A 25,030-nucleotide genomic window follows, 5' to 3' on the forward strand; every position below is an offset into this window, starting at 1 on the left:
TTAGGAATAAAACTCCTACCTTAGCACGAGTTTTATTAAAAGGTTTTGAAAGTGGAGTATTGCATGGAAATTTTATTAAAAAGTTAAAACACATATTGTATTTTTAAAATTTTGTGTTATAATTGGCACTTTCTTAGGCTTTTTAGATTCCAAAAAATATATTTTTCAGAATCTCTCAATTTAATCAAACGCGTTTTTAAAAATGGGTTTATTCGACAAGGGGAGAAGATTCTAAGCGGTGGCGCTTGCGCACAATTGACATTTTTAACACAAGGAGTTTCCCATTATCTCATTACAACAAGTAACCAAAACCTACCCTAATGGCTTTTGCGCGATTAAAGGCATTGATTTAGAAGTGCAAGAAGGCGATATTATGGGGATTATCGGCTATTCTGGTGCGGGGAAAAGTACATTAATTAGGCTTATAAATCGCCTTGAAGAGCCAAGTAGTGGGCGTGTGGAAATCGATGGAATCGATATGCTCGCGCTTTCTCAAAAGCAGCTTCAAAAGCAACGTCAAAATATAGGTATGATTTTTCAGCATTTCAATCTTCTAAGCGCACGCGATGTGTTTGGGAATGTCGCCTTTGCGCTTGAAATTGCTAAGTGGAAAAAAGAGAGCATAAAGGCGCGTGTAGATGAGCTTTTAGAGCTTGTGGGCTTGAGTGAAAAAGCGCATTTTTATCCAAGTCAGCTAAGTGGCGGGCAAAAACAGCGCGTGGCTATTGCGCGTGCGTTAGCCAACCACCCAAAAGTGCTTCTTTGTGATGAAGCCACAAGCGCGCTAGATACGAAAACTACGCGCTCAATCCTTTCACTGCTTAAAGATATTCAAGCAAAACTTTCTCTTACAATAGTGCTTATCACGCATCAAATCGAGGTGGTGCAACAAATTTGCAACAAAGTCTGTGTGATTAGCAATGGTGAGATTGTGGAGCGCGGGAAGGTTGAAGAAGTGTTTGCAAATCCAAAAGAAGCCATCACAAGGGAGCTTATCTCGTTTTTGCCACTCGATGAGAGTAAGCTTATCGCGCATGTGGGTGCTAGTGAGAATACTTATCGTGTGATTTTCACAGGACCTAACGCGCAAAGTCCGCTCATTAGTCAAATGATTAAGAAATTTGACGTAGATGTAAATATTTTGAGTGGTAGTATTGAAGAGTTTAACAAACAAGATATTGGGCATTTGGTGGTGAAATTTTTGCAAAAAGATACAGATTCTATCCACAAAAGCCTTGAATGGCTACAATCTCAAGGCGTGACAATAGAATCTCTGAGTTCGCAATCTCTCAATCTCAAACAAGATTCACAAATCACGCACAATCCACACGTCACGCAAAATAAGGATTAAAAAATGATAAAAGATTTTTTACGCTCTGCGGATAGGGAATTTGAAGCGATTTTGCATTCTCTTTTTGGGAATGATTTAGGTTATTTGCTTTCAAAAGGTTTGCTTGAAACGCTTTATATGGTGCAGTTTTCCGCGCTTTTTGCTGTGCTTTTTGGCTTGCCACTTGGGGTTTTACTCGCTATCACGCGCGAAGATTCTATCAAGCCCGCACCACTTTTTAATAAAATCCTTGGGTGGGTTGTAAATATGGTGCGCTCCTTTCCTTTTATGGTGCTAATCCTCGTGCTACTACCATTTTCTGGTGCGCTTATTGGTATGAGCACAGGCTCGACAGCTGCGATTATCGCGCTTAGTATTGCGGCGATTCCTTTTATTGCGCGCCTTTTTGAGGGGGCATTGCTTGAAGTGCCAAAAGATTTGATTGAAGCCACGCAAAGTATGGGTGCGAGCAATTTTACGATTATCAGAATGATGCTTTGTGAATGCAAGCCCGCACTTGCAAATGCCATTGTGATAACCTCCATTAGCCTTGTTGGGTATTCTGCGATGGCTGGGATTGTGGGTGGTGGCGGATTAGGAGATTTGGCTTATCGTATAGGATTCCAATCTTTTAAGCCTGATGTGTTGCTATACGCGGTGATTGTTACGATGATTTTAGTCCAGCTTATCCAAAGCGGCGGGGATTTTATCGTAAAAATCCTGCGCGCAAATCGTTAAATTTAACTTTAAAAAAGGAGTAAAAATGAAAATACTACAAAAACTAGGCTTTGGGTTTTTAAGTGTCATTATCGCGCTTAGCCTCAATGCTTGCGGAGAAGAGAAAGAAAAGAGTGTAGAATCTGCAGATTCTAGCAAAATGCCTTTGCTTGTGGTGGGTGCGACACCTGTGCCAGCAAGTGAGGTTTTAGAGTTTGCCAAACCACTTTTAGCTAAAAAAGGCGTGGAGATGAAAGTGCAAGTTTTCACAGACTACACAACGCCTGATATTGCGCTAAATGATGGCAGCAATGACGCTAATCTTTATCAGCATAAGCCCTTTATGGAGGCGCAAAATGCGCAAAGAGGTTTTAATCTTGTTGCACTAGAGCCAATTTATGTTGTGCCACTTGGCTTTTATTCTAAAAAATATAAGAGTGTTGATGAGATTCCAGATGGTGCGGATATCGCATTGCCCGGAGATAGCTCAAATCTCGCGCGAGCGCTTATTTTGCTTCACGATTTTGGTGTGATTGAGCTAAAAGACCCTAAGAATCTTGCAAGCACCATTGAATATGATATTGTAAAAAATCCTAAGAATTTACGTTTCAGACCCGTAGAGGCTGCAGGCTTGCCGAGTTTGTTGCCTAATGTTGATGCTGCGGTGATTAATGCAAACTATGCGCTACAAGCAGGGCTTAGCATTAAAAGTGCATTTTTCCACGAAGATGCGAAGTCTGAGTATGTCAATGTCTTTGTAACGCGCAAAGAACTAGAAAATGACGAACGCATCCAAAAGCTCAAAGAAGTGCTTATGGGTGATGAAGTCGCAGGCTTTATCATCGAAAAATATAAGGGTGAAATTTTGCCTGTGAATCTAAAAAAATAAAGGAGACAATATGAAAATATTAAAAAACTTAGGATTAATTGCTTTAGGTGCAATTCTTGCAGTTGGCTTTAGTGCGTGTGGAGAGGAAAAAGAAAAAGCGCAAACAGAATCTAAAAACACAAAGAAAAATGAAGTTGTCGTTGGCGCTACACCTATCCCACATGGGCAGATTCTAGAATTTATCAAAGAGGATTTGCAAAAAGAGGGTGTGAATCTTAAGATTGTCGAATTTACTGATTATGTCACACCAAATATAAGTCTGCATGATAAGAGTTTGGACGCGAACTTTATGCAGCATAAGCCATATTTAGATTCTATTAATAAGGATAGAGGTTATAGGCTTGTCTCAATTGCCGAAATCCACCTAGAGCCTATCGGACTTTATTCTACAAAGCATAAAAGCATAGATTCTTTGTCAGATGGTGCTAGGATTGCGATTCCAAATGATGTGACAAATGGCGGACGCGCGCTTATTTTGCTACATAATCAAGGGCTTATCACGCTCAAAGATGCAACCAATCTCGGTAGCACAGAATCTGATATTGTGCAAAATTCTAAGGACTTAAAAATTATTCCAATTGAAGGTGCGCTTTTGCCTCGTGTAGTTGATGAATATGATGGTGCGGTGATAAATGGAAATTATGCACTGCAAGCGGGTTTCAAATCAAAAGACGCAATTTTGCTTGAAGATAAAAAGTCGCCTTATGTAAATGTCCTAGTCGTGCGCGAGGAGAGTGTGAATGATGAAAATATCGCAAAGCTTAAAAAAGCACTGCAAAGCGAGAAAGTAAAAGAATTTATTATTGACACCTATGATGGCGAAGTAGTCCCGGCGTTTTAAGGTTAGGATTACAGAATCTTAAGAATCTCATCAACCAAAAAATCTCAAATATGCGCGCGAGCAAAGCGAAGCAGAATTTACTTCCGCGAAGGTGATGTATTTAAAGGGATAGAATCTCACTACACCCCTAATATCGCTAAGTAGCGCGCAAGCTAGCATTAAAAGCCTTTGGCTATAATTGCGCTTTTTACAAAGCCACAAAAAAAGGAGGGTGTATGCTTGTCGCGCCGAGTTTGCTATCTGCGGATTTTTTGAATCTAGCCCAAGAGGTGGAGAAAATCTGCGCCACAGAATGCGATTATTTGCATATTGATGTAATGGACGGGCATTTTGTGCCAAATCTAACCATCGGTCCCTTAGTCGTTGAAAAAATTGCAAAAATTGCCACAAAGCCCCTAGATATTCATCTAATGACAAAAAATACCGAGTTTTTCGTCTCGCTTTTTGCGCCATTAAAGCCGGCATTTTTAAGCGTGCATATTGAGGAAGTGGTGCATTTAGATAGGCTTGTAAATCTTATAAAATCCTATGGAATCAAAGCTGGCGTGGTGCTAAACCCGCATACAAATATAGAATCTTTGCGCTATTTACTTCCAAGCTTAGATTTGGTGCTTTTAATGAGCGTTAATCCGGGCTTTGGCGGGCAGAGCTTTCTCCCTTATGTGGCGGAGAAATTACGCGATTTACGCACTTTGCGCGATAAGATTGCCCCAAATTGCTTGCTTGAGGTTGATGGTGGTGTAAGTGATAAAAATATTGCACTTTTAAAAGAATGTGGCGCGGATATGGTCGTGGCTGGAAGCTATGTGTTTTCAAGCGATGACTATAAGAACGCGGTTTTAAGGCTTAAAGTCTAGCTAAAGGCTTGCGTGTTACAATATGCGTTCATTTTTTTATTAAATAAAGAGGGAGAATAAATGATTGAAAGCATTTTTGCAACGCTCAAATCCTGCGCGCTTGAAATTGATACACTGCTAAAAAATCCAAGCACAGATTATCTTTCCTCGCAAAATTCAAGCGGTGATACGCAGCTAAAGGTCGATGTAGAGGCTGATAAGCTCATCGAAAAAGCACTTTTATCGCTTGTATGTGTCAAAGGCGTATGCAGTGAGGAAAAAAATCAAGCAGTTTTAAAAGAGAAAGATTCTGCAAACTCTGCAAATTATATCATCGCCTACGATCCGCTTGATGGCTCTTCACTCATTGATAGTAATCTAAGTGTAGGGAGCATTTTTGGAATCTATGAAGATTCTCTAATCGCTCAAAATCTCGTGGCGGCAGCATATGTGCTTTATGGTCCGAGATTAGAGATTATTTTAGCGCAAAAGGAAGTTGAGCATTTTCGCTATTGTGGCAACGCGTGGGAAAAAATTGGGAATCTACACTTAGGCAAAAAAGGCAAAATCAACGCACCCGGTGGCACGCAGGCAAATTGGGAATCTAAACATAAGCAAATGGTGGATTCTCTTTTTTCGCAAGGCTATCGTTTGCGCTATTCAGGCGGTATGGTGCCGGATTTGCACCAGATTCTTATTAAAGGTGGGGGGCTTTTTAGCTATCCAGCGACAAGCGACGCAAAAGAGGGTAAATTAAGAAAACTTTTTGAGGTTTTTCCTTTTGCATTTATCTATGAGCGCGCGGGTGGAATAGCGAGTGATGGAAAAGTCCGCCTCTTAGAGCTAGAATGCGCACATATCCACGATACGACACCTTGCTTTTTTGGCAGTAGCGAAGAAATGGCACTAGTGGCAAAAACCTACCGAAACTAGAATAGATTTTACAAGGAGATTCTAATGCAAACACAAGAACCTCAGCAAATGCGACTTGATAACTTTAGCCAGCATTTAGATGATGAAATAAAAATCCTGCAATCCTGTCAGCAAGAAAAGAATCTGCATTCTTGTATGCCTTGTGATTCTTTTTTTTCTTGCCAAAAACGCAAGAACTATGTCAAAGCAGTGTATGATAATCTCAATAAAGGACAAGATGGTGCGTTTGATTTTAACTAGATTTTAAGCGCACAAAATTTTCATCAAGGAATAGTATGCAAAAAACCTACATTACCTCGCCAATTTATTATGTCAATGATGTGCCACATATCGGACACGCTTATACAACAATCCTTTGTGATATGCTGAAAAAATACCGCACACTTTTGGGTGAAGAAGTCTTTTTACTCACAGGCACTGATGAGCACGGACAAAAAATTGAGCTCTCCGCTAAAAAACACAACCAAACCCCGCAAGATTTTGCAGATTCTATAAGCGCAAAATTCCACGCGATTTGGGAAGAGTTTGACATTGACTTTGATTACTTTGTCCGCACGACAGATGCAAGCAACTGCACCGCTGCACAAACTGCCTTTAGCAAAATGTATCAAAAAGGTGATATTTACAAAGGCGAGTATGAGGGTTTTTACTGCGTGTCGTGTGAAACGCATTTTGGGAAATCACAAGTTGTAGATAATAAATGCCCAGATTGTGGCAAGGAAGTAAGCACTATTAAAGAAGAGAGCTACTTTTTTGCGCTTTCACGCTATGAGAAGGCGCTTTTGGAGTGGTATGAGCGCGAGCCAAATGTGATACAGCCCGCACATAAGAGAAATGAGGTCATCAAGTTTGTAAAATCTGGCTTGCTTGACCTCTCCATCACGCGCACGAGCTTTGAATGGGGTGTGAGCGTGCCAAAAGAGCTTAATGACCCTAAGCATATTTTGTATGTGTGGCTTGATGCGCTGATAAGTTATATTAGCGCGCTTGGGTGGGGAAATGAGACAATCGATCCTGCAAGGGCGCAAAAAGGCGCACACACAAAGCTTGGCAAAAAGATAGCCTCCCAGCCTTTTGTGAGCGAATTTTGGGAAAATGCTACGCATATTGTCGGAAAAGATATTTTACGCTTTCACGCAGTGTATTGGCCTGCGTTTTTGCTAAGTCTTGGATTGCCTTTGCCAAAGCATATTTACGCGCATGGCTGGTGGTTATGTGAGGGGCAAAAAATGAGTAAAAGTATCGGCAATGTCATCAATCCAAAAGAAGTTGCGCAAACCTACGGCTTAGAGGTGTTGCGTTATTTTTTGGTGCGTGAAGTGCCTTTTGGACAAGATGGCGATTTCAGTCAAAAAGCGCTTGTTGAGCGGGTAAATTCTGATTTGAGCAATGATATTGGGAATCTGCTCAATCGCCTTTTGGGTATGGCGGAAAAATATTTTGCCATGCAAGTGCAAAGCACGCAGATTGCGACTTTCTACCCAAAAGAATTGGAATCTTTAACCCAAAAAATCACGCGGTATCAAAATTTTATGGAGCAAATGCAACCACACAACGCGCTTAATGAACTTTGGCAAATCCTAAGCATTGGGAATGTAAGCATTAGCACCTATGCCCCTTGGAATCTGATAAAAGAAAATAAGGTGCAAGAGACACAAGCCCTTTTAGCGTTGATAGCAAATATTTTATATAAAGTAAGCCTTTGTCTGTATCCTGTAATGCCACAAACTGCGCAAAAAATCGCCCAAGCACTTGGACTTAAGATTAGTGCGCAGGATTTTGCGTGTGTGATTAAAGAAAATGGTGTGATTGAAACATTTAGCTTAGAAAAAATCCCCCCACTTTTTCCGCGCATTGAAACTCACAACACGCAAGATTCTCAACAGACAAAAAGCGCGCCTACACAGGATTCTAAAAGCACTCAGAATCTTATTAGTATTGATACCTTTAAAGAAGTCGATTTGCGCGTAGGACTTGTTCTAGAATGCGCGCGTGTGGAAAAGAGCGAAAAACTTTTGCGTTTTTTGATTGATTTGGGCGAGGAGAAGCCACGACAGATTCTCTCTGGCATCGCGCAGTATTATGAGCCACAAGATTTGGTGGGCAAAAGCGTGTGCGTGGTGGCAAACTTAAAGCCCCTCAAGCTTATGGGATTAATGAGCGAGGGAATGATACTAAGCGCGCAAGATGAAAATGGGCTTAATTTGCTCGGTGTGCAGGGGAGCAAAAATGCCGGCGCAAAAATTTCATAAAAGATGAGATTCCATAAAATTTCTTAATATCTAAGGGGTTAAGAGGTGCTATGAGTTCGAAAACTGCTATTTCCGCGAATACGCTTAAGGGCTTTAACGAGCTACTTAACAAGCTTTGTGTTATGCCACTTGAAAAAAATGTATTTGAAAGTCATTTGCAAAATATTGGCGGGTTTTTTAGTGATTTAGACACGCAGCGTGAGATTCTGCGCGCGTTTGGATTCCCTATTATTGAGAGCGAAGATAAGGTTTTTTTAAGCACGAAAAATCTTCGTTTAAATGAGGCGAACTTTTGCTTTGTGGATATTGAAACCACAGGCGCAAAAGCGCACGAGCACGAGATTATCGAAATTGGCGCGTTAAAATACAGAAATGGAGAGGTGATTGAGTGCTTTGAGAGCTTTATTTACGCACCTTTTGTACCACAAGAGATTACACATTTAACCGGCATTAGCGCTAAAGATTTACAAAATGCTCCGCGCGCAGATGAGATTCTAGCGCGATTTCGGCTGTTTTTGCAGGATTGCATTTTTGTAGCGCATAATGTGAATTTTGACTATGAATTTTTAAATGTGAGCTTTCAAAAGCATAATCTCCCGGGGTTGCTATGTCCTAAGCTTTGCACAATCGAGCTAGCGCGTAAAAGCATTCTTTCTCCGCGTTATGCGCTAAGTTTTTTAAATACTTTTTTAGGCATCAACACCCCAACAAGCCATCGCGCATATGCTGATGCATTCACTTGCCTAGAAGTGTATAAAATCGCTTCTTTATGCCTGCCAGATTCTGTAAAAAGCGTGCAGGATTTGATTGATTTTAGCAAAGGACGCAAGCAGATTTTGTGAATCTAACTGAAGGAGTTTTTATGGATACGACACTTTCGCCATTTCAAATGCAAAATTTTTATTTCCCAGCTATTGGCATTGTGGCATTTGCACTCTTACATTTTTATATGTATAAAGCACTTTTAAAAAACCTTGCTACTACGCCACTTTTCAAGGCATTTTGGCTGGGCTTTAGCGTGTTAAATATGCTTGGCTGTGGTTTGTATTTTATTTTTATGCACACAGGACTTGGTTCGCAAGCTGCGTATTTTTTGATGTCGCTTGCAGTGGGTATGGCGTTTTGCTTATTTATTATTACTTTGCTTTATCAAATCTGCTCGCTTGCAATTCTTGGTGTAGAGCCAAAACATAAGCGTGCTAGAGCGCGTTTTTGGCTGAAAAGAGCGATGGGGATTTTAGCGCTTATTTTTATTATTTATGGCGTTGTCAATGGCGTGCAAAAGCCAAAAGTGCGAGAAATGGAGGTGCAAATTGCAGGGTTACAAAATGGGCTAAAAGCTGTGCAGTTAAGCGATTTGCATATCGGAGGCATTATAGAATCTTCGCGTGTCAAAGATATTGTAGAGCGCGTGAATGCGCTAGAGCCTGATGTGATTTTTCTCACCGGCGATATTGTAGATTCTAAGCTTGCAAATGTGGTGAGTGCTGTTGATGAGTTGGCGCATTTGCGTGCGCGCTATGGCGTGTATTATGTGCTTGGCAATCACGAGTATTTCCACGAGGTGAAAGAGATTTTACAAAAAATGCGCGATTTTGGCTTTATCGTGCTTGAAAACGATACGCATATTTTGCAGACAGAATCTTCACAGATTCTCATCGCTGGCATTAGGGATTTAGTCGGTGTGCGCGCGGCATTTAGCGCGCTAGAGTTGCAACCTGATGTGCGCGGGACTTTGTTTCAAGCCTTAGAGCAAGGCGCAGAGCTAGATTCTCATACACCTATAATTTTGCTCTCCCATCAACCAAAGGTCATTGAGGAGCTAGAATCTATTAGCCTTGAAGAGCCAGAGCTTACAAAAAATATCGCGCTTATTTTAAGCGGACACACGCACGGCGGGCAGATTTTCCCATTTTCGCTTCTTGTGCTTTTGCAGCAGCCGCATATAAAAGGGCTTTTTGATGTGCAAAATTTACCAAACACAAAGCTTTACATTAATCAAGGTACGGGCTATTGGGGACCACCTATGCGTGTAGGAAGTGAATCTGAAATCACGCTTTTGCATCTTAAGCCCAAATCTTAGGTGTAGCAAGCCTAGATTTTCATTGTACTTTTAGAAGATTAGCCCAAAATTAACTTAAAAAATAAGAGTTCATTACGCCAACACAATTTATTTATTAAAGACTTCTACTTTTTCTGGTGTGATTTGTGAGATTTTCACTTCCACACCATTTAGCCAATTGCACGTCAAATTTTAAATGTCTTGCAGAATCTACATTGCAATTTTTTAAAAACACAATATGTATTTTGAAAAATTGTAACATTCTGTCAAAATATTTTGTAAATTTTTATAAAACACATATTGTATTTTTGATTTTTTGTATAATCAACTCACCAAAAGTATTTTTGATTCTTAAGGAGCAAAGCAATGCCTTTAATTGTGCCTGAAAATATCCCAGCTTTTTCTATTTTACAAAAATGGGCTTTTGTGATGGGGAATAAAAGAGCGCTAAGTCAAGACATACGCCCTTTGCGTGTGCTGATTTGCAATCTTATGCCAACAAAGATAGAGACAGAAAACCAGATTCTCTCTCTTCTTGGCAATTCTGCCTTGCAAGTGGAAATCACGCTACTTGCGACCGAAAGCTATGTGGGTAAAAACACGCCACTAAACCATTTGGAGCGTTTTTATGTAAATTTTAAGGATATTAAGCACACGCGCTTTGATGGTGCGATTGTGACAGGCGCGCCTATTGAGCATTTAGACTTTGAGAGTGTGAAATACTGGCGGGAGTTGGTAGAGATTATGGATTTTTTAAAAGAATCTTGCACAAGCACAATGTATCTTTGCTGGGGAGCGATGGCGGGTTTATACCACTTTTATGGCATTGAAAAAATCGCGCGTAAAAGCAAACTTTTTGGCGTTTTTCCACATTTGCAAAAGAACCAAGATGTGCTGTTAGGCGGACTTGATGATTTGGTGTTGATGCCACATTCTAGGCATTCTCATATCAATGAAAAGCGAGTGGCGCAAGAAAATGCGCTTAGTGTGCTTTTACAAGGAAAGCAAAGCGGGATAAGTGTGCTTAAAGATTCTAAAGATATTTTTATCTTAGGACACCCAGAATACGCGCGCGAAACGCTTTTGGGCGAGTATGAAAGAGATAGGGCAAAGGGATTAGAAATCGCTGTGCCAAAAAACTATCTCAAAAATGGCAAACCTGTGTTTTTGTGGCGAAGTAGCGCGAGTGTGATTTTTACTAACTGGCTAAATTTTTATGTTTATCAAAATACGCCTTATGAATTATAGAATTCTAGGGCATTTCAAAATATTAAAATTGGCTGAATGATAAAATTCAAAGAAAAAAAAGAGTTTCTCTTAAAAAAAAGGAGTTGTTTTATGGACAGAAGAACATTTTTTTACCACGGCGGTGCGCTACTTTCATCATTTGGATTGCGTGCATTAGGTGGTGGCATAGGAGTTGGCGCGTTTAGTTTTTTGAATGCTAAAGATTCTCAATTTAGCGCACCAAAAATTGGGTATTTGCCTATTACGGATCATTTGGTGGTGATTGCAAAGGAGCTTCAAAATGCAAATTTCATACCTCTCAAATTTTCTTCGTGGGCGGATTTAAGCGAGGCATTGCGCGCTGGGGCGATTGATGGGGCATTTATCCTCACACCTTTGGCGCTCAAGCTCAAATCTCAAGGCGTGGCGATAAAAGCGCTTTTTGCCGCGCATAGGAACGGCTCGGCGTTGGTTGTCAAAAAGGGGCTTTTGCAAGATTTAGAAAAAAGTGCGCAAATTAAGCACAATCCTGCTTTATTAAAAGGCAAGAAAATTGCAATTCCTAGCAGATTCTCAACACATTATCTCTTACTTGGCGAGCTTTTAGCGCAGGCAAATCTTAACCCAAGAGATGTGAATCTCATCGATATGGCGCCACCAGAGATGCTCTCCGCCCTTAGCAATGGTAGCATTGATGGCTTTATCGTGGCAGAACCCTTTTGTTTTGCGGCACAGACGCGCAAGCTTGCTGATGTTTTTGCGCTTTCAAAAGATATTAGTAACAATCACATTTGCTGTGTGCTAACATTCAATGAAAATCTCATCTCCACGCGCACAAATGAGGTGCAGGCTTTGAGCAAGGCATTTTTGCAAACTGCGCATTTTATTAAGGAGAATCCAGCCAAAGCAGCGCAACTTAGTAAAAAGTTCCTAGGGCAAAAGGTTGAGCTCATTGCTTCGCTTTTAGAGCAAGATAGGCGCGTGGTGTATGAGAATCTTAAGCTCACGCAAAATGACTTAGACAAAACCATTGAGGATATTAAACGTTTTGAAGTGGGTGTATTTGATGTGAAGTTTGAAGAGTTTGTGGATTCTCGCTTTGTGGATATAGCCCTTGCGAGCAATCAAAAATAGGCAAAAAAAATGAAAAAAACCGCATTGAAAAATGTTTATTGGCGTATTGGCGCAATCGCGCTTTTTGGCGCATTTTTGATTCTGTGGGAATTTTTAAGCAAAGATTCTTATGAGCTTAATCCCCAAAGTGCGATTCCGCCTATAAGTGTGGTGTTTGCAAAGTTTTTGGAATTGCTTGGTGAAGGTGTTTTGTTGAGTGCAATTACAGATTCTTTGGAGCGATTTTTCTTAGGGCTTTTTATTGGTGGTGCGTTAGGAAGTGCTTTGGGGCTGATTTTGGGGCGCTTTGAAAAAATGGAGATTTTGCTTGAGCCTTTCATTCAGCTTTTTCGTCCCATTTCGCCTATCGCGTGGTTGCCTATTATCGCGTTGTGGCTTGGCATTGGCAATGCTGGGGCTGTATTCATCATCGCGTATGCGGTGTTTTTCCCGGTTTTGGCGCTTTGTATTGCGGGTGTAAGGCAGATTAATCCCACACTTTTAGCAATGGCAAAAAACTTTGGTGCAAAAGAGTGGCAAATCACAAAAGACATTATTTTGCCCGGTGCTTTTGTTCATATCGCAAGTGGGCTAAAACTCGCAGCTTCTGTGGCGTGGATACAGCTTGTCGCAGCAGAAATGCTAGGCATTCAAAGCGGACTAGGCTACCTTGTGGCTGATGGGCGCAATTTATTAGAAACAGATATGGTCATTGTGGCAATGATTTGGATAGGGATTTTAGGCTATGGAATCTATCTACTTTTTGGTGCAATAGAATATGGAATCTTAAAAATACTAGGAGTGCGATGATGAGCGCGATTATACAAATAAATGATTGTTCAAAAAGCTTTGGTGCTCAAAAGGTGCTAGATTCTATAAATTTAGACATACAAAAGGGCGAGTTTATCACGCTTCTTGGGGCAAGTGGTTGCGGTAAAAGCACTCTGCTTAATCTTATTGGTGGATTTGAGAGCTTTGATAGCGGGGAAATTATCATCGAAAATACGCGCTACACAAAGCAATGCACATCAAAAAATTGTATAAAAATTTTTCAAGACTACGCGCTTTTAGAATGGAAAAGCGCACTTGAAAATGTGATGTTTGCCCAGCAAGCGCAAGGCACGGAGAAAAAGCTTGCAAAAAAGCGCGCGCAAGAATATTTGGAACTCACGCATTTGCAAGGCTTTGAAAATCACTATCCACGCGAGCTAAGTGGCGGGCAAAAACAACGCGTGGCTTTAGCGCGTGCTTTAAGCGTGCAACCAAAAATCTTGCTACTTGATGAGCCTTTTAGCGCGCTTGATAATTTTACGCGCAATTCTCTGCAAGAGGAGCTTTTGAAAATTTCAAAAGATCTTGGCGCGACTTTTATTTTTGTCACACACGACATTGAGGAGGCGATATTTTTAGGTTCGCGTGTGATTGTGCTTTCCCCTGTACGCAAAAGCGTGATTGCTGATATTGAAGTAAATATCAATAAAAGCGAGCGCAATAGTTTGGAGTTTTTGAATCTCAAGCGTGAGATTGCGTGGCTTTTAAAAGCGCATAGATTCTCGCTTGAATATGTGATTTAAGCGCGCTTTTTACGCGTGCTTGCACTTTTTGAAAATTAAAATTTTTAAAGTTTGGAGAATGTGGCGCGTTTAGCAGTTTCTCTAAACTTCAGAAATTTTTTTAAGAAATTTCTGACGCCTTTTATTTAGGCGCAAGAAAAAAACTTAAGGAGAAAATATGAGTAATCAAAAACCAGTAGCAACGAGTTGCACGAGATTAGACCCGATTGATAAGGCAGGATTGGAAGCTTTGATAAAAGATGGTAAAGCAAATCCAGATGTGATAAAAACACTCAAATGTAAAACCGTGGCAGAGGGGCGATTTCGTCACGCAAACTATATCCGCAACCTTCCAGCTTACATTGTCGATGAGCCACCAACCTTGCTTGGTGATGATACTGCGCCAAATCCTAGCGAAGCGGTATTGGCGGCACTTGGAAGCTGTCTAGCTGTGGGGATTCACGCAAATGCAATCGCACAAGATATTGTCATCACAAAGCTTGAATTAGAGTTGGAAGGTGATTTGAATATTACCGCTGTTTGGGGCACAGGCGATCTTTCAAAAGACAAGCCATTAGGTTTTACTCAAGTGCGCGTAAAGGTGAATTTGGAATCTAATGCTTCAAAACAGAAGCAAGATGAGCTCATCGCGCACGCGACGAAGTATTCCCCAGTGGCAAACACTATCTTGCGCGCGGTAGATTTGGATATACAATAATGTCCGTGCAGATAAACGCTCTAGATTCCGAGCTTTTTCAAAATGCGCTTGTAAGCTTAAAAGGTGAGCGCGCAAAAATCCACAACGGAAGCTATCCTAGCGAAATTTTACACGCATTTGGCGAGGCTGGACTGTATGCGTCCTTTGCCAAAAATGGCGTAAAAGGCTTGCAAGAAGCGTTGCTTAGCGTGCAAAAAGTTTCAGAATCTTGCGGAAATAGTGGCTTTTGCGTGTGGTGTCATCAAGCGCTTTTGTGGTATTTGCTAAATTCTACGAATAAAACTAGCGCGCAAAAAGAGCTTTTCTCAAAGCTTGCAAGCGGGGAAATACTCGGTGGCACAGGGCTTTCAAATCCACTCAAAGCCTTTGTGGGGCTAGATAAAATGCGTTTAAGCGCAAAGCGCGTTAAGGGTGGATTTGTCATCAATGGCACTTTAGCGTGGGTGTCAAATCTCGCATCTAGACATTATTTTGCCTTTATTGCGGAAGTGGAAGAGGATTCTAAGGATTCTCAAACGCTAGATTCTCAAACACCCAAACAAGGTGGCAGAATCTTAGATTCTAATCAACCAAAAAACGTTGAATATGGGCGCGTAGCGGAGCCGAGCGGAATTTACTTCCGCGAAGGTGATACAATTAATGGAATAGATTCTCAAACCACCAAACAAGGCGACAGAATCTTAGATTCTAATCAACCAAAAAACGCCGATTTGCCAAAGCCTAAAGAGTGTATTATGGCACTGGCGTGCTGTCAGGGCGCGCTTAGTTTGAAGCCAACCACGCCTTTTTGCGCGCTGGAAGGTTCTGGGACTTATGCTACGCAGTTTAGGGATTATTTTGTGAGTGATGAAATGGTGCTAGCAAACCCGGCAAGTGCGATGATTCCAAAGATTAATGCAGGATTTGTGCTGTTGCAGTGTGGTATGGGGCTAGGTATGAGTGAGGGCGCGATAAGGGCTACGCAGAGGAACTGCTACAATAAGGCGCGCCTACAAACGCTATGTGTGCAAAAAGAAAAGCTCGAACAAAGAGTGCTGAAGCTCGCGCAAAATCCTTACACAAAGGACGCTTTTAATGCGTCATTGCGCGTGAAGCTTGCTATTATCAAGCTTTTAAATGAGTTAGTTACGCTTTGTATTTTGCATAATGGTGCTAGCGGGTATTTTCAAGGCGCATTTGCAAGCAAACTTCTTTTGGAATCTGCATTTTTTGGGATTGTAAGCCCAAGTCAAGGGCACATACAAAAGATTTTGGAAGCTACTTCTTAAATACTTGTGCGAGATTTCGCGCAAGTATTTAAGGATTTTATAAGAATTACGCCAAAATGCGCTTTTTCTTAGCGCAATATCTCTAGAATTTTTGCTTAGAATCTATACTTTATCACAAGATTCTCACTTGCGTAGATTTCGTTTTTGGAATCTACTTTGCAAGCGAGGATTTGCTTGATACCTACGCCAAGATTTATGTTCAAGCGATCGCTAAAATCGATCGCGCCTCCGACAATGATTTGTGCGTAAGTTTTAGCAGTGTTTTGAGATTTTATACTAAAACTTGGCGCACTAGAACCTACAAAGCTAGCAGTATAAGCACCTCCATTTTTTTCAATGTAGCTTGGTGTGTGCGTGAAATAGTAGTTTGTGCCAACAAAGGGCTTTATATTTGAATCGTCAAACTTGAAAACACGCCCAATGTTGGCATTTAGTCTAAAATACACGCGATTAAAATCTGCGATAGAAATAAAATTGCCCGCATAAGATTCTTGTGTTGTTGGGGAAACTGCCCATAAGCCTTTAGTCCTACTTCCCAAAGTGGTGTGAGATTGAGCGAGGCATACACGCCAAGTTGCGCGTTATGGGAGTTTTGATTAAACGTGTTGTCCTTCAAAGTCGTAGCGCATATCACTTGCAATCATCGCAAAGCGCACTTTTTTGAGTTGCATTAAGCGCGTAGTTGCTATATGGTTGCGTAGCAAGACGATTCTATTCCCCACCGACATATCATTTGATATGTTTATGGGGAGGTGTTGGCGTTTTTGTTCCCACTGCCAGAATCTGCCGCGTTTTTTGCGTTGTCGTTGATATTTTCAAGCGTGGTTGTGAGGCTTGTTGTGTTTGTTGCAAGCTCAATTAAGGGGCTGTTATCAAGGCTTGAGCTTGTCAATCCGCTAAAAATCACGCTTGCTGTTTGCGTGTTTGGTAGTCAGCGATAGATTTGTTATGGTTTGTGATTTGAGATTCTAAATCCATAACACTCTTTTTGTGTTGCCTAAAGTTTTTTCTGCTTCTAGAATCTTTCCATAACTATTACCAGCTTTTGCGCTAGATTCTACAAGCAAATTGCAACCGCTCACCTGAAACCTGCAAGCCTTGCAAAGTAAAAGAAAAGGTTTTTTAGTAAAAAATTTATAAAGTAGAGATTTATGAAGCAAAAATTATTTTTGCGTGTGTTGTATTGTATGTTTTGCATTGAGATTCTCTAAAGCTCGCAATTATTCTTTGCTAAATCCAGCCTTTAGGCGCTCTTGTGAGTTTAGCACTTTGCCACAAAGTTTGAAACGCCAAAATTCCTCGCACAGCGCGCTAAAGGCATCAATTTGCGCATTTTGCGTGCAAATCCCCTCATTTTGCAAGGCGTATTTCCACCACTTATCACCTTTTTCCACGTGCCCCACTTCATCGCGCAAGATGATATGAAATACCTCTTTTATCTTCGAATGTATCGATAGTGGTGTTTGTGCAAGCTTTTCTAATACAAAAGGATTTGCATCCAATCCTTTTGCTTCTAAGCCTCTATGCACCACACCCATACGGATTTTTAGACTTCTTTCACTTGCGCTTAGTGCATCAAAAAGCCCATTATGCACGTTAAAATCCCCATACTTGTAGCCAATCTCATTTAAAAGTCCCTCCAAAAGCTCAAAATGCGCTATCTCCTCGCTCGCCACCTCTAGCCAATCAGCGTAAAACTCTAAAGGCATATTTTTAAATCTATACGCCGCATCAAGGGCTAGGATAATCGCGCTAGATTCTATGTGTGCTATGGAATGCAAGATTTTCGCACTTTGCTGGGGTGTGGCGGCGTGCTTTGGACGGCGGATTTTTAGCGGACTTAGGACTTTAGCTTTGCAAAGTTTGAGCGCGCCAAAATCCTTGCTTGGAAGTGAATTTTCTGTGTTAAAGGGCTGGGGTTTGTAAGTATTAGATTCTATAAATTGTGAATCTAAAAGAATGTTGCCCTGCTTAAAATCCTCGTAAAAATGCGAAAAGCATTCTTTGAGCGTGCCAAAATCGCTCATATTTAGGAGTTCATAAAGTGTGCTAAAAAAATCTTTTCTCATAATGCTATTGTAGCAAAGCAAAAATCTATTACAATAGCGGATTAAAAATTGAATTTAGGAGGTTGTATGCAGTGTAAAATTTGCAAACAAGAAACACAAGTCGCTTTTAGTGCAAAAATTTTAGGACGCTATGATGAGGCATTTTATAAATGTGCGCATTGCGGATTTTTGAGTGCTGGGGAGGCATATTGGCTAGATGAGGCGTATGAAGAAGCGATTAATATTTCAGATACAGGTATAGTTGCGCGGAATCTCTATTTGTATAAAGTTGTTGTATGTGTAGCATATTTTTTCTTTGGTTTTAGAAATTTCCTTAACGGGGGGGGGCAAAATACCACTTCACAAGTTTCTCAAAATAAACATTCTCTAACAAATCCCTACACTTCACAAACTCTCAAACAAAAAATTTTGCTAGATTTTGGCGGCGGCACTGGATTGCTTGTGCGATTATTGCGCGATAGCGGGATTGAGGCATTTTGGGAGGATAAATATTGTCAGAATATTTTTGCGCGAGGCTTTGAGTGGAGGAGTGATAATCCGCGATTATTTGCGCTAGATTCTGTTATTCAAGAAACATTATCAAAACAAAAAATGCGCCCACCAGAGCTTGCTACAAGTTTTGAGGTATTTGAGCATTTGCCAAATCCGCTCGAAGAGATAGAATCTATGCTTTCACGCGCGCCAAATCTACTCTTTTCTACTGAGCTTTTACCCTCATTTATTCCAGAATCTAGCGGGCAAAATGCGTGGTGGTATTATGGTTTTGCGCACGGACAGCATATTAGCTTTTATTCTTATGAGAGTTTGGCATTTATCGCTAAGAAACGAGGCTTATATTTTTACTCTTATGGTGGTTTGCATCTTTTTAGCAGTAAAAAAATTAACCCGCTTGCCTTTAAGCTTGTGATAAAGCTTGCGGGAAGGGGATTGTTTTTGTGGGTGAAAAAAAGATTAGGAAGTAAGACAATGAGCGATAGTCTCGCTCTTTTGGACTAGTTTTAATCAATTAATTTACTTAGGCTATAATCCGCGCCTTAGCTAAAAACTAAAGGATTGCTATGTCTGAAAATTCTCTAAAAGGAAAAAATAATCTTTCACTTGCTAAGCCAATCTATCCGCAGGATATTGCGCAGGGGCGACTTTCAGAGTTCAAAGTCTTTGATATTCGCGATAAAAGTGATTATGACTCCGCGCACATTAGAGAATCTCGCAATTTTTCAAACGCTCAAGATATTTATCAATATGCGCTTCAAAATAAAAATGTAAAAATCCTTCTTGTGTGTTATAGCGGGCATACAGCAAGTGTGGTTGGAACGCGCTTAGTAGAGGCGGGGTGTGAGAATATCTATTATTTTGACGATTATTTCACGCATTTTGAGCTTTTGGGGCTTTTGAATACGCAACAAGAAAGCTAAAAAAAGGGGGGGGTTATATGCTAGCGGTGTTTTTGGAATCTCTTGTGAGTGTGATAAATATCGCGCTTAATTTGTATATTTTTGTGCTTATTGCTGCGGTGTTAATAAGCTGGGTGCGTCCTGATCCTTATAATCCAATCGTGCAAGTGCTCTACCGCCTAAGTGAGCCGCTTTTTTCGCGTGTGCGTAGGATTATGCGGACAAATTTTGGCGGGCTTGATTTAGCGCCACTTATTGTGATTTTGGCGTTAGAATTTATCAATATTTTACTTGTCAAAAGCGTACCTTTGCTTATACAGGGACTATAATTTGCTAAGAATCCTACTCTTTGTCTTTGCGCTCCATTCCTTTGCTTTTAGCATTGATATTACGCTTGAATTTTTAGAATCTAAGCCAAAAGGCTTGGCGCGCGATTTTTATATTTGGCGTTTTTTGAGTGATGAAAAGACAAATCTACAAGATTCGCTCAAAGCCTATGAGCTTATTTTTAGAAAAAATGCAAAGCTCACAGCCTTAGTGGAAAAAAAGGGTATGCCCCACGAGTTACCAAAAGATTTGCTTTGTAAAAAGCTTGATTTTGATACCTTGCTTACACAAGATATGGAGTGCATTGTCTTTGGTTTGCGACTTTCGCAGATTCCAAGCCTTGAAGCTCAAAGGTTGCAAAAACTGCAAGCTGTGATTGCGACAAATGAGAATCTCAGCAAAAAAGTGCAAATTTTAAGCTCAAAAGCAATCCTTACAAATATGCTTACAAGCGATGCAAAGACTTTCGCGCAGATTTTTAATGCGTTGAGTGAAAATCAAAAAGCCACAATTATAAATCAAAATATTAAGCCCCAACGACTCAAAGTCCTTGTAGAAGAGCAGAATGCGTATTTTGATAAGATTATACAAAATACTATTCTTTCAGATTCTCTACCAAGGTTCAAAAAATCCCTGCTGAATGCACATATAAAAAAGGCTTACAGCGGCTATACATTGTTTTTACTCGGAATCCACGAGCTTTTGGCAAATAACAAAACAAATGCACTTGAATACTTTGCACTCGCGCAAAATGCGAGCAAGGACCCACTTTTTATTAACAAAGCACTTTTTTGGCGCTATCTTGTTTCGCAGAATAAAGCGCTTTTAAACGAGCTTGCAAAAAGCACAAATATTGATATTTACACGCTTTATGCGCTTGAAAAGCTGAATGCTGCGCCAAATTACACAATTTTGAGTGGTTTTGAGAATCTTAAAAGTGAGCCAGCACCTTTTGATATTTCAGATCCTTTTCAGTGGGAGATTTTGCGTGCAAATTTGCTCAAGGTTTCAGATTCTAAGAATCTGCTTGAGCTATTAGATGAGTTTGGCTTTGAAGGTTTGCAGCCTCATCTTGCCTTTATCCACGCGCGCGCAACAAAGTTTCAAAATAGCTATTTTCTAACGCCCTTTAGCGATTCGCTTAGCTGGAAGGATACTAGTCAAAAAGCCCTAACTTACGCTATTGCAAGGCAAGAATCTCACTTTCTTCCTGCGCTTATTTCGACTTCTTATGCGCTTGGAATGATGCAAATTATGCCCTTTAATGTCGCGCCTTTTGCTAAAAGTATGGGAAAACAGGACATTGAGCTAGAGGATATGTTTAATCCCGTGTTAGCGCTTGAATTTGGAAGGTTTTATTTAGATGAGTTACGGGCGGAGTTTAAGCATCCTTTGCTTGTTTCTTATGCGTATAATGGCGGACCGGGATTTTTGCGCCGCACATTAAAAAAAGGAAATCTTTTCCTTAAAAAGCGTAAATTTGAGCCTTGGATTAGTATGGAGCTTATCCCGTATGAGGAATCGCGCACTTATGGCTTGAAGGTTCTGGCAAATTATATTGTTTATCAAAGACTTTTTGGTAATAATACCCGTCTTGAAGATATCATAAAACAGATTCCGTTAAGATAATTTTGATTTAAGGAGTAAGTGATGATTGATAAATGTTTATTTCCAGCAGCAGGCTATGGGACGCGATTTTTACCTGCGACAAAAGCGATGCCAAAGGAAATGCTACCCGTGCTAACAAAGCCACTTATCCAATATGGTGTGGAAGAAGCACTCGAGGCGGGCTGTCATACGATGGCAATTGTTACAGGACGCGGGAAGCGCAGTATTGAAGATCATTTTGATGTTAATTATGAATTAGAGCATCAAATCAAAGGCACAGACAAAGAGGATTTACTCAAGGATATTCGCCGACTAACAAATCTTTGTAATTTTTCTTATACAAGACAAAATGAGATGAAAGGACTAGGGCACGCGATTTTAACCGGGGAAGTGCTTATTGGGCAAGAGCCTTTTGCGGTGGTTTTGGCTGATGACTTGTGTATCAATAAAGGCTCGCAAGGGATTCTCGCGCAAATGGTGGAGCTGTATAAAAAATATCGTTGCTCGATTGTGGCGATTCAAGAAGTGGCAAAAAGTGAAGTTGATAAATATGGGATTATACAAGGTGATGAGGTAGAAAAGGGCGTGTATCGCGTGAGTAATATGGTGGAGAAGCCAAGCGCTGATAAAGCCCCTAGCAATCTTGCAATTATTGGGCGTTATATTCTCACACCTGATATTTTTGATATTTTGCGCACGACTTTGCCGGGCAAAAAGGGTGAGATTCAGATAACTGATGCGCTTTTAGAGCAGGCAAGGCAAGGGCGCGTGCTGGCGTATAAATTTAAAGGCAATAGATATGATTGTGGTTCTGTGGAGGGTTATGTGAAAGCTACGATGGATTTATTTAAAGACTGCTAGTTTGCATATATGTTTGATATCTGTTTTTATGCATTATGTTGGCTGGTGATGCTTATTTTTGCGTTGCCAATCGTTTTTGCAGGGCTTTTAAGCGTGGCGTTAGAATCTGAACCAAAGGTGGAAATTAACCCTTTGCAAGAGCTTGCAAATGCTGTGAGTGCAAATAAAGAAAATAAAGAGCAGTTAAAAATCAATTATGACACCTTTCGCAAGAAATTTACCAAAGCCCCTCAAGTGGGAAGTGCGGACTATCAAACTTGGCTTCGTATTATCTATGACTTTTCAATCAACCCCTTGCTTATGGAGGCTGAAGAAGTGGCAAAATTCCGCGATGAGCTAGAAGATTCTAATGCGAGTATAAAAAATGATATTCGCACAAAAATAGGCACAGCCTTGCAAAAGCGCGAAAAAAAATAAACACAAAAGGAATAGTTAATGGATTATTTGCAAATACGTCAATCACCTAAACTTTCTGGAGAAGTCGCAATCTCTGGGGCTAAAAATGTCGCTTTGCCGCTTTTAGCACTTAGTCTTTTAAGTGATAAGCCTGTGAAAATCTCAAATCTCCCAAATGTGACAGATGTAAAAACGCTCATAAAGCTTTTAGAGCATTTGGGCGCAAATATTACTACGATAGATTCTCATAGCCTTGAAGTGACTTGCGAGCAGATAATCCACACTCGCGCGATTTATGACATTGTGCGGAAAATGCGCGCTTCTATCCTTGTGTTGGGACCGCTTTTGACGCGTTTTAGGACTTGTGAGGTGAGCTTGCCCGGAGGCTGTGCTATTGGTGCGCGCCCGGTGGATTTACATTTGAAGGCATTAGAAAAAATGGGCGCGCAAATCCACATACAAGGCGGCTATATCATCGCCCACGCATCAAAGGGCTTAAAAGGCACAGATATTTTGTTTGATAAAATCTCTGTCACAGGAAGTGAAAATATCATTATGGCAGCAGCACTCGCGCAAGGCAAAACGCGCATTATAAACGCAGCAAAAGAGCCAGAAGTTGTGCAATTATGCGAGATTTTGCATAAAAGTGGAATTGAGATTGAGGGTATAGGAAGCAATGAGCTCTTAATTCGTGGAAGCGATGGGATTTTGCCTACTTTTGCGCCCTTTAGCGTTATCCCGGATAGAATCGAGGCTGGAACTTATCTCTGTGCTGGCGCGATAACCAACTCGTCTATAACACTTAAAGGCGTTTTATGCGCGCATTTGAAGGCAGTTTTGGATAAATTAGAAGAAATTGGCTTTAGCTTTGAAGTGCAAGAATCTGACAAGCAAGAAGGCGTGCAGAATCTACGAATTTTAAATGCAAAAAAATTTAATCCTTTTGAAATTATCACAACAGAATATCCCGGATTCCCCACAGATATGCAGGCGCAGTTTATGGCGCTAGCTACGCAGTGTGAGGGTGTGAGCGTGATAGAAGAGCGATTATTTGAAAATCGCTTTATGCATGTGAGCGAATTGCAGCGCTTAGGTGCGGATATTAAACTTACAAATAATATTGCAAAAATTAGTGGCAAGAAAGAGCTTTTTGGTGCAAGTGTGATGGCGACAGATTTGCGTGCAAGCTCGGCACTCGTGCTAGCTGGGCTTGTGGCACAAGGTGAGACGCAAGTGCATAGAATCTACCATCTTGATAGGGGCTATGAGGCATTAGAGCAGAAGTTTTTGGGGCTTGGAGCGGACATCACGCGTTTGAAAGAATAAATTTAAGTACTTAGGGTATTTGTTTTGGCTCTTTTCTTAAACCATTGCCAAGATAGCAGTCAATTTGTACACGGTATTCAAAGGGCAATTTTTGGGTAAAGCCATTAAATAAAACGTTAAGATTCTGACTTTGTTGTGGCTCAAGGCGCATAAAAAGCGTTTTTTTGTAGGATTTTTTGGGATAAATGGGATTTAAGAATTTGAGCCAATCCTCCCTTTGGATATCCACACCAACCTCACAAATGCTAATGGGTAAAAAGCCCTTATTTGTGAGCTTTGCTTCTAAGAGAAAGGCATCAATATACTCCAAACGCTTGCTTTGTGTAATATCGATTTCAAGTGTGTAAAAGAGATTTTGCATGCAGTATTTCAACACAAAAGGACCGCTTACAAAAACTAAAAATGAAAGAAAGAAAAAAAACTTTGGTAAAAACCTCCGCCCGCGCAAAAGTAGCCCAAGCAAAAAAAATAGTAAAAAAAGGATAAACAAACTCCCCATAAGCGCGATTTCAAACACCGCAAAAAGATTAAAAAAATTAATAATAAGCTCTTTGTATTGTTGCATTAGCTTTTGCGTGAGTTTTTTTCTGCTATGCCACTCACCCCTTCACGCCTTTTGAGTTCTTGGCGGATTCTATCTGGGTTAATGTCCTTGCTAGCAAGCCCTATGAGACTATGAAACACCAAATCCGCACATTCATAAATAATATCTTTTTGTTTTCCATCTTTGAGCGCGAAAGTGAGCTCGCCGGCTTCCTCGATGATTTTTTTGCAAATGCTATTTTCACCTTTGGCAAAAAGTGATGCAACATAAGAGTTTTCGGGGTCTTTTGTTTTGCGCTCTAAGATTGTGTGATAAAGAGAATCTATGATTCCATAAATTTCCCTTGTATCAAGTTTTTGCGTGTTTTGTGGAGCTTGCACATTTTGAGAATCTAGTCGTCTAAAAAAACAGCTCATATTGCCCGTGTGGCACGCCACGCCGTGTTGTTTGACAAGGAAAAGTAAGGAATCACTATCACAATCAATGAGCACTTCTACAATTTCTTGTGTATGCCCGCTTTGCTCGCCTTTGTGCCAAATGCGTGCTTTTGAGCGTGAAAAATAATGCGCTTGCTTTGTTTTAAGCGTGAGCTTTAGAGAATCTTCATTGCTAAAAGCAAGCATAAGCACTTCTTTGGTTTCAAAATCTTGCGCGATTGTGGGGATAAGCGGGGTTTTTTGCCAGTTAATGCTATTTAGTAAATCCTGTATGTAATCTTGCGTAAGTGTAGAATCTAGTGCTTTTGTGCTAGATTCCAAGTTTGAAT

Annotated in this window: 29 protein-coding genes and 1 pseudogene; 23 read left to right on the plus strand and 7 right to left on the minus strand. The window is 40.6% G+C overall.

From position 1 onward, the window contains the following. Positions 1-283: 283 nt before the first annotated feature. The 4 genes from A3217_RS01055 (at position 284) to A3217_RS01070 (ending at position 3,777) form a co-directional block, all read left to right on the plus strand. Entirely contained in the window at positions 284-1,351 is a 1,068-nt protein-coding gene (locus tag A3217_RS01055; RefSeq protein ID WP_066386923.1) for a methionine ABC transporter ATP-binding protein, read from the plus strand. Between the two features lie 117 nt (positions 1,352-1,468). After that, a complete protein-coding gene (locus A3217_RS01060) occupies positions 1,469-2,068 on the plus strand; it encodes a methionine ABC transporter permease (protein ID WP_231860286.1) in 600 nt (199 codons plus the stop codon). A gap of 25 nt (positions 2,069-2,093) precedes the next feature. Further along, the gene (locus A3217_RS01065) at positions 2,094-2,936 is read left to right on the plus strand and encodes a MetQ/NlpA family ABC transporter substrate-binding protein (protein WP_066386925.1); all 843 of its coding nucleotides are present in this window, start codon (positions 2,094-2,096) and stop codon (positions 2,934-2,936) included. 10 nt (positions 2,937-2,946) lie between these two features. Next, positions 2,947-3,777, plus strand: a complete 831-nt coding sequence (locus tag A3217_RS01070; protein ID WP_066386926.1) for a MetQ/NlpA family ABC transporter substrate-binding protein — start codon at positions 2,947-2,949, stop codon at positions 3,775-3,777. A gap of 30 nt (positions 3,778-3,807) precedes the next feature. On the opposite strand, the gene A3217_RS09540 is transcribed toward A3217_RS01070, so the two are convergent. Next, positions 3,808-3,936, minus strand: a complete 129-nt coding sequence (locus A3217_RS09540; RefSeq protein ID WP_257722276.1) for a hypothetical protein — start codon at positions 3,934-3,936, stop codon at positions 3,808-3,810. 56 nt (positions 3,937-3,992) lie between these two features. Here A3217_RS09540 and rpe point away from each other — a divergent pair, with 56 nt between their 5' ends. From rpe to A3217_RS01130, 12 genes and pseudogenes are all read left to right on the plus strand, one after another. Continuing rightward, the gene (gene rpe / locus A3217_RS01075) at positions 3,993-4,634 is read left to right on the plus strand and encodes a ribulose-phosphate 3-epimerase (RefSeq protein ID WP_066386927.1); all 642 of its coding nucleotides are present in this window, start codon (positions 3,993-3,995) and stop codon (positions 4,632-4,634) included. Positions 4,635-4,697: 63 nt separating this feature from the next. Continuing rightward, positions 4,698-5,546, plus strand: a complete 849-nt coding sequence (locus tag A3217_RS01080; protein ID WP_417935356.1) for a class 1 fructose-bisphosphatase — start codon at positions 4,698-4,700, stop codon at positions 5,544-5,546. A gap of 24 nt (positions 5,547-5,570) precedes the next feature. Further along, positions 5,571-5,786: a hypothetical protein gene (locus tag A3217_RS01085; RefSeq protein WP_066386932.1), complete on the plus strand. Its 216-nt coding sequence runs from the start codon at positions 5,571-5,573 to the stop codon at positions 5,784-5,786. A gap of 32 nt (positions 5,787-5,818) precedes the next feature. Continuing rightward, positions 5,819-7,798: pseudogene (gene metG, locus A3217_RS01090) on the plus strand (methionine--tRNA ligase); the annotation flags it as partial. Between the two features lie 50 nt (positions 7,799-7,848). Further along, positions 7,849-8,640 carry a 3'-5' exonuclease gene (locus A3217_RS01095; protein ID WP_066386938.1) on the plus strand — a complete coding sequence of 264 codons (792 nt, stop codon included), beginning with the start codon at positions 7,849-7,851 and terminating at the stop codon, positions 8,638-8,640. Positions 8,641-8,660: 20 nt separating this feature from the next. After that, entirely contained in the window at positions 8,661-9,881 is a 1,221-nt protein-coding gene (locus A3217_RS01100) for a metallophosphoesterase (protein ID WP_066386940.1), read from the plus strand. Between the two features lie 345 nt (positions 9,882-10,226). Next, positions 10,227-11,108 (plus strand): homoserine O-succinyltransferase, encoded by an 882-nt coding sequence (locus A3217_RS01105; protein WP_066386942.1) that lies wholly within the window; start codon positions 10,227-10,229, stop codon positions 11,106-11,108. A 90-nt stretch (positions 11,109-11,198) separates the two neighbouring features. Then, complete coding sequence (locus tag A3217_RS01110) at positions 11,199-12,221, plus strand: ABC transporter substrate-binding protein (protein ID WP_066386945.1); 1,023 nt, start codon at positions 11,199-11,201, stop codon at positions 12,219-12,221. Between the two features lie 9 nt (positions 12,222-12,230). Continuing rightward, the gene (locus A3217_RS01115; RefSeq protein WP_066386948.1) at positions 12,231-13,010 is read left to right on the plus strand and encodes an ABC transporter permease; all 780 of its coding nucleotides are present in this window, start codon (positions 12,231-12,233) and stop codon (positions 13,008-13,010) included. After that, the gene (locus A3217_RS01120; RefSeq protein ID WP_197456894.1) at positions 13,010-13,774 is read left to right on the plus strand and encodes an ABC transporter ATP-binding protein; all 765 of its coding nucleotides are present in this window, start codon (positions 13,010-13,012) and stop codon (positions 13,772-13,774) included. The genes A3217_RS01115 and A3217_RS01120 overlap by 1 nt, the downstream gene beginning before the upstream one ends. 157 nt (positions 13,775-13,931) lie before the next feature. Then, positions 13,932-14,471, plus strand: coding sequence for an OsmC family protein (locus tag A3217_RS01125; RefSeq protein ID WP_066386952.1), 540 nt, complete (start codon positions 13,932-13,934; stop codon positions 14,469-14,471). Then, positions 14,471-15,739, plus strand: a complete 1,269-nt coding sequence (locus A3217_RS01130) for an acyl-CoA dehydrogenase family protein (RefSeq protein WP_066386954.1) — start codon at positions 14,471-14,473, stop codon at positions 15,737-15,739. Before A3217_RS01125 ends, A3217_RS01130 begins: the two co-directional genes overlap by 1 nt. A gap of 95 nt (positions 15,740-15,834) precedes the next feature. On the opposite strand, the gene A3217_RS01135 is transcribed toward A3217_RS01130, so the two are convergent. The 4 genes from A3217_RS01135 to A3217_RS01140 all read right to left on the minus strand — a co-directional run bounded on the left by A3217_RS01135 (position 15,835) and on the right by A3217_RS01140 (position 17,808). Next, positions 15,835-16,278: a hypothetical protein gene (locus tag A3217_RS01135; RefSeq protein ID WP_066386957.1), complete on the minus strand. Its 444-nt coding sequence runs from the start codon at positions 16,276-16,278 to the stop codon at positions 15,835-15,837. 57 nt (positions 16,279-16,335) lie between these two features. Next, entirely contained in the window at positions 16,336-16,467 is a 132-nt protein-coding gene (locus tag A3217_RS09545) for a hypothetical protein (protein WP_257722277.1), read from the minus strand. Positions 16,468-16,481: 14 nt separating this feature from the next. Next, on the minus strand, positions 16,482-16,646 hold the full coding sequence (locus A3217_RS08915; RefSeq protein ID WP_156471815.1) for a hypothetical protein: 165 nt from the start codon (positions 16,644-16,646) through the stop codon (positions 16,482-16,484). A gap of 313 nt (positions 16,647-16,959) precedes the next feature. Continuing rightward, the gene (locus tag A3217_RS01140; RefSeq protein ID WP_066386966.1) at positions 16,960-17,808 is read right to left on the minus strand and encodes a ferritin-like domain-containing protein; all 849 of its coding nucleotides are present in this window, start codon (positions 17,806-17,808) and stop codon (positions 16,960-16,962) included. A gap of 66 nt (positions 17,809-17,874) precedes the next feature. Here A3217_RS01140 and A3217_RS09270 point away from each other — a divergent pair, with 66 nt between their 5' ends. The 7 genes from A3217_RS09270 to murA all read left to right on the plus strand — a co-directional run bounded on the left by A3217_RS09270 (position 17,875) and on the right by murA (position 23,720). Further along, positions 17,875-18,804: a class I SAM-dependent methyltransferase gene (locus tag A3217_RS09270; RefSeq protein ID WP_231860251.1), complete on the plus strand. Its 930-nt coding sequence runs from the start codon at positions 17,875-17,877 to the stop codon at positions 18,802-18,804. Between the two features lie 62 nt (positions 18,805-18,866). Continuing rightward, positions 18,867-19,223 (plus strand): rhodanese-like domain-containing protein, encoded by a 357-nt coding sequence (locus A3217_RS01150; RefSeq protein ID WP_066386967.1) that lies wholly within the window; start codon positions 18,867-18,869, stop codon positions 19,221-19,223. A gap of 17 nt (positions 19,224-19,240) precedes the next feature. Beyond that, on the plus strand, positions 19,241-19,531 hold the full coding sequence (locus A3217_RS01155) for a YggT family protein (RefSeq protein WP_066386969.1): 291 nt from the start codon (positions 19,241-19,243) through the stop codon (positions 19,529-19,531). 1 nt (position 19,532) lies between these two features. Then, positions 19,533-21,158 carry a lytic transglycosylase domain-containing protein gene (locus A3217_RS01160; RefSeq protein ID WP_066386971.1) on the plus strand — a complete coding sequence of 542 codons (1,626 nt, stop codon included), beginning with the start codon at positions 19,533-19,535 and terminating at the stop codon, positions 21,156-21,158. 21 nt (positions 21,159-21,179) lie between these two features. Next, complete coding sequence (gene galU / locus A3217_RS01165; protein WP_066386974.1) at positions 21,180-21,998, plus strand: UTP--glucose-1-phosphate uridylyltransferase GalU; 819 nt, start codon at positions 21,180-21,182, stop codon at positions 21,996-21,998. A gap of 9 nt (positions 21,999-22,007) precedes the next feature. Continuing rightward, the gene (locus tag A3217_RS01170; RefSeq protein ID WP_066386976.1) at positions 22,008-22,415 is read left to right on the plus strand and encodes a hypothetical protein; all 408 of its coding nucleotides are present in this window, start codon (positions 22,008-22,010) and stop codon (positions 22,413-22,415) included. Between the two features lie 18 nt (positions 22,416-22,433). Then, positions 22,434-23,720 (plus strand): UDP-N-acetylglucosamine 1-carboxyvinyltransferase, encoded by a 1,287-nt coding sequence (gene murA, locus A3217_RS01175; protein WP_066386977.1) that lies wholly within the window; start codon positions 22,434-22,436, stop codon positions 23,718-23,720. A gap of 10 nt (positions 23,721-23,730) precedes the next feature. Here the strand turns inward: murA and A3217_RS01180 are convergent, their stop codons facing one another. Beyond that, a complete protein-coding gene (locus A3217_RS01180; protein WP_066386979.1) occupies positions 23,731-24,285 on the minus strand; it encodes a DUF2393 family protein in 555 nt (184 codons plus the stop codon). Then, entirely contained in the window at positions 24,285-24,974 is a 690-nt protein-coding gene (gene hisIE / locus A3217_RS01185) for a bifunctional phosphoribosyl-AMP cyclohydrolase/phosphoribosyl-ATP diphosphatase HisIE (protein WP_066389657.1), read from the minus strand. Before hisIE ends, A3217_RS01180 begins: the two co-directional genes overlap by 1 nt. Between the last annotated feature and the right edge of the window lie 56 nt (positions 24,975-25,030).

It is taken from the genome of Helicobacter himalayensis (assembly GCF_001602095.1).
Lineage (GTDB): Bacteria > Campylobacterota > Campylobacteria > Campylobacterales > Helicobacteraceae > Helicobacter_F > Helicobacter_F himalayensis.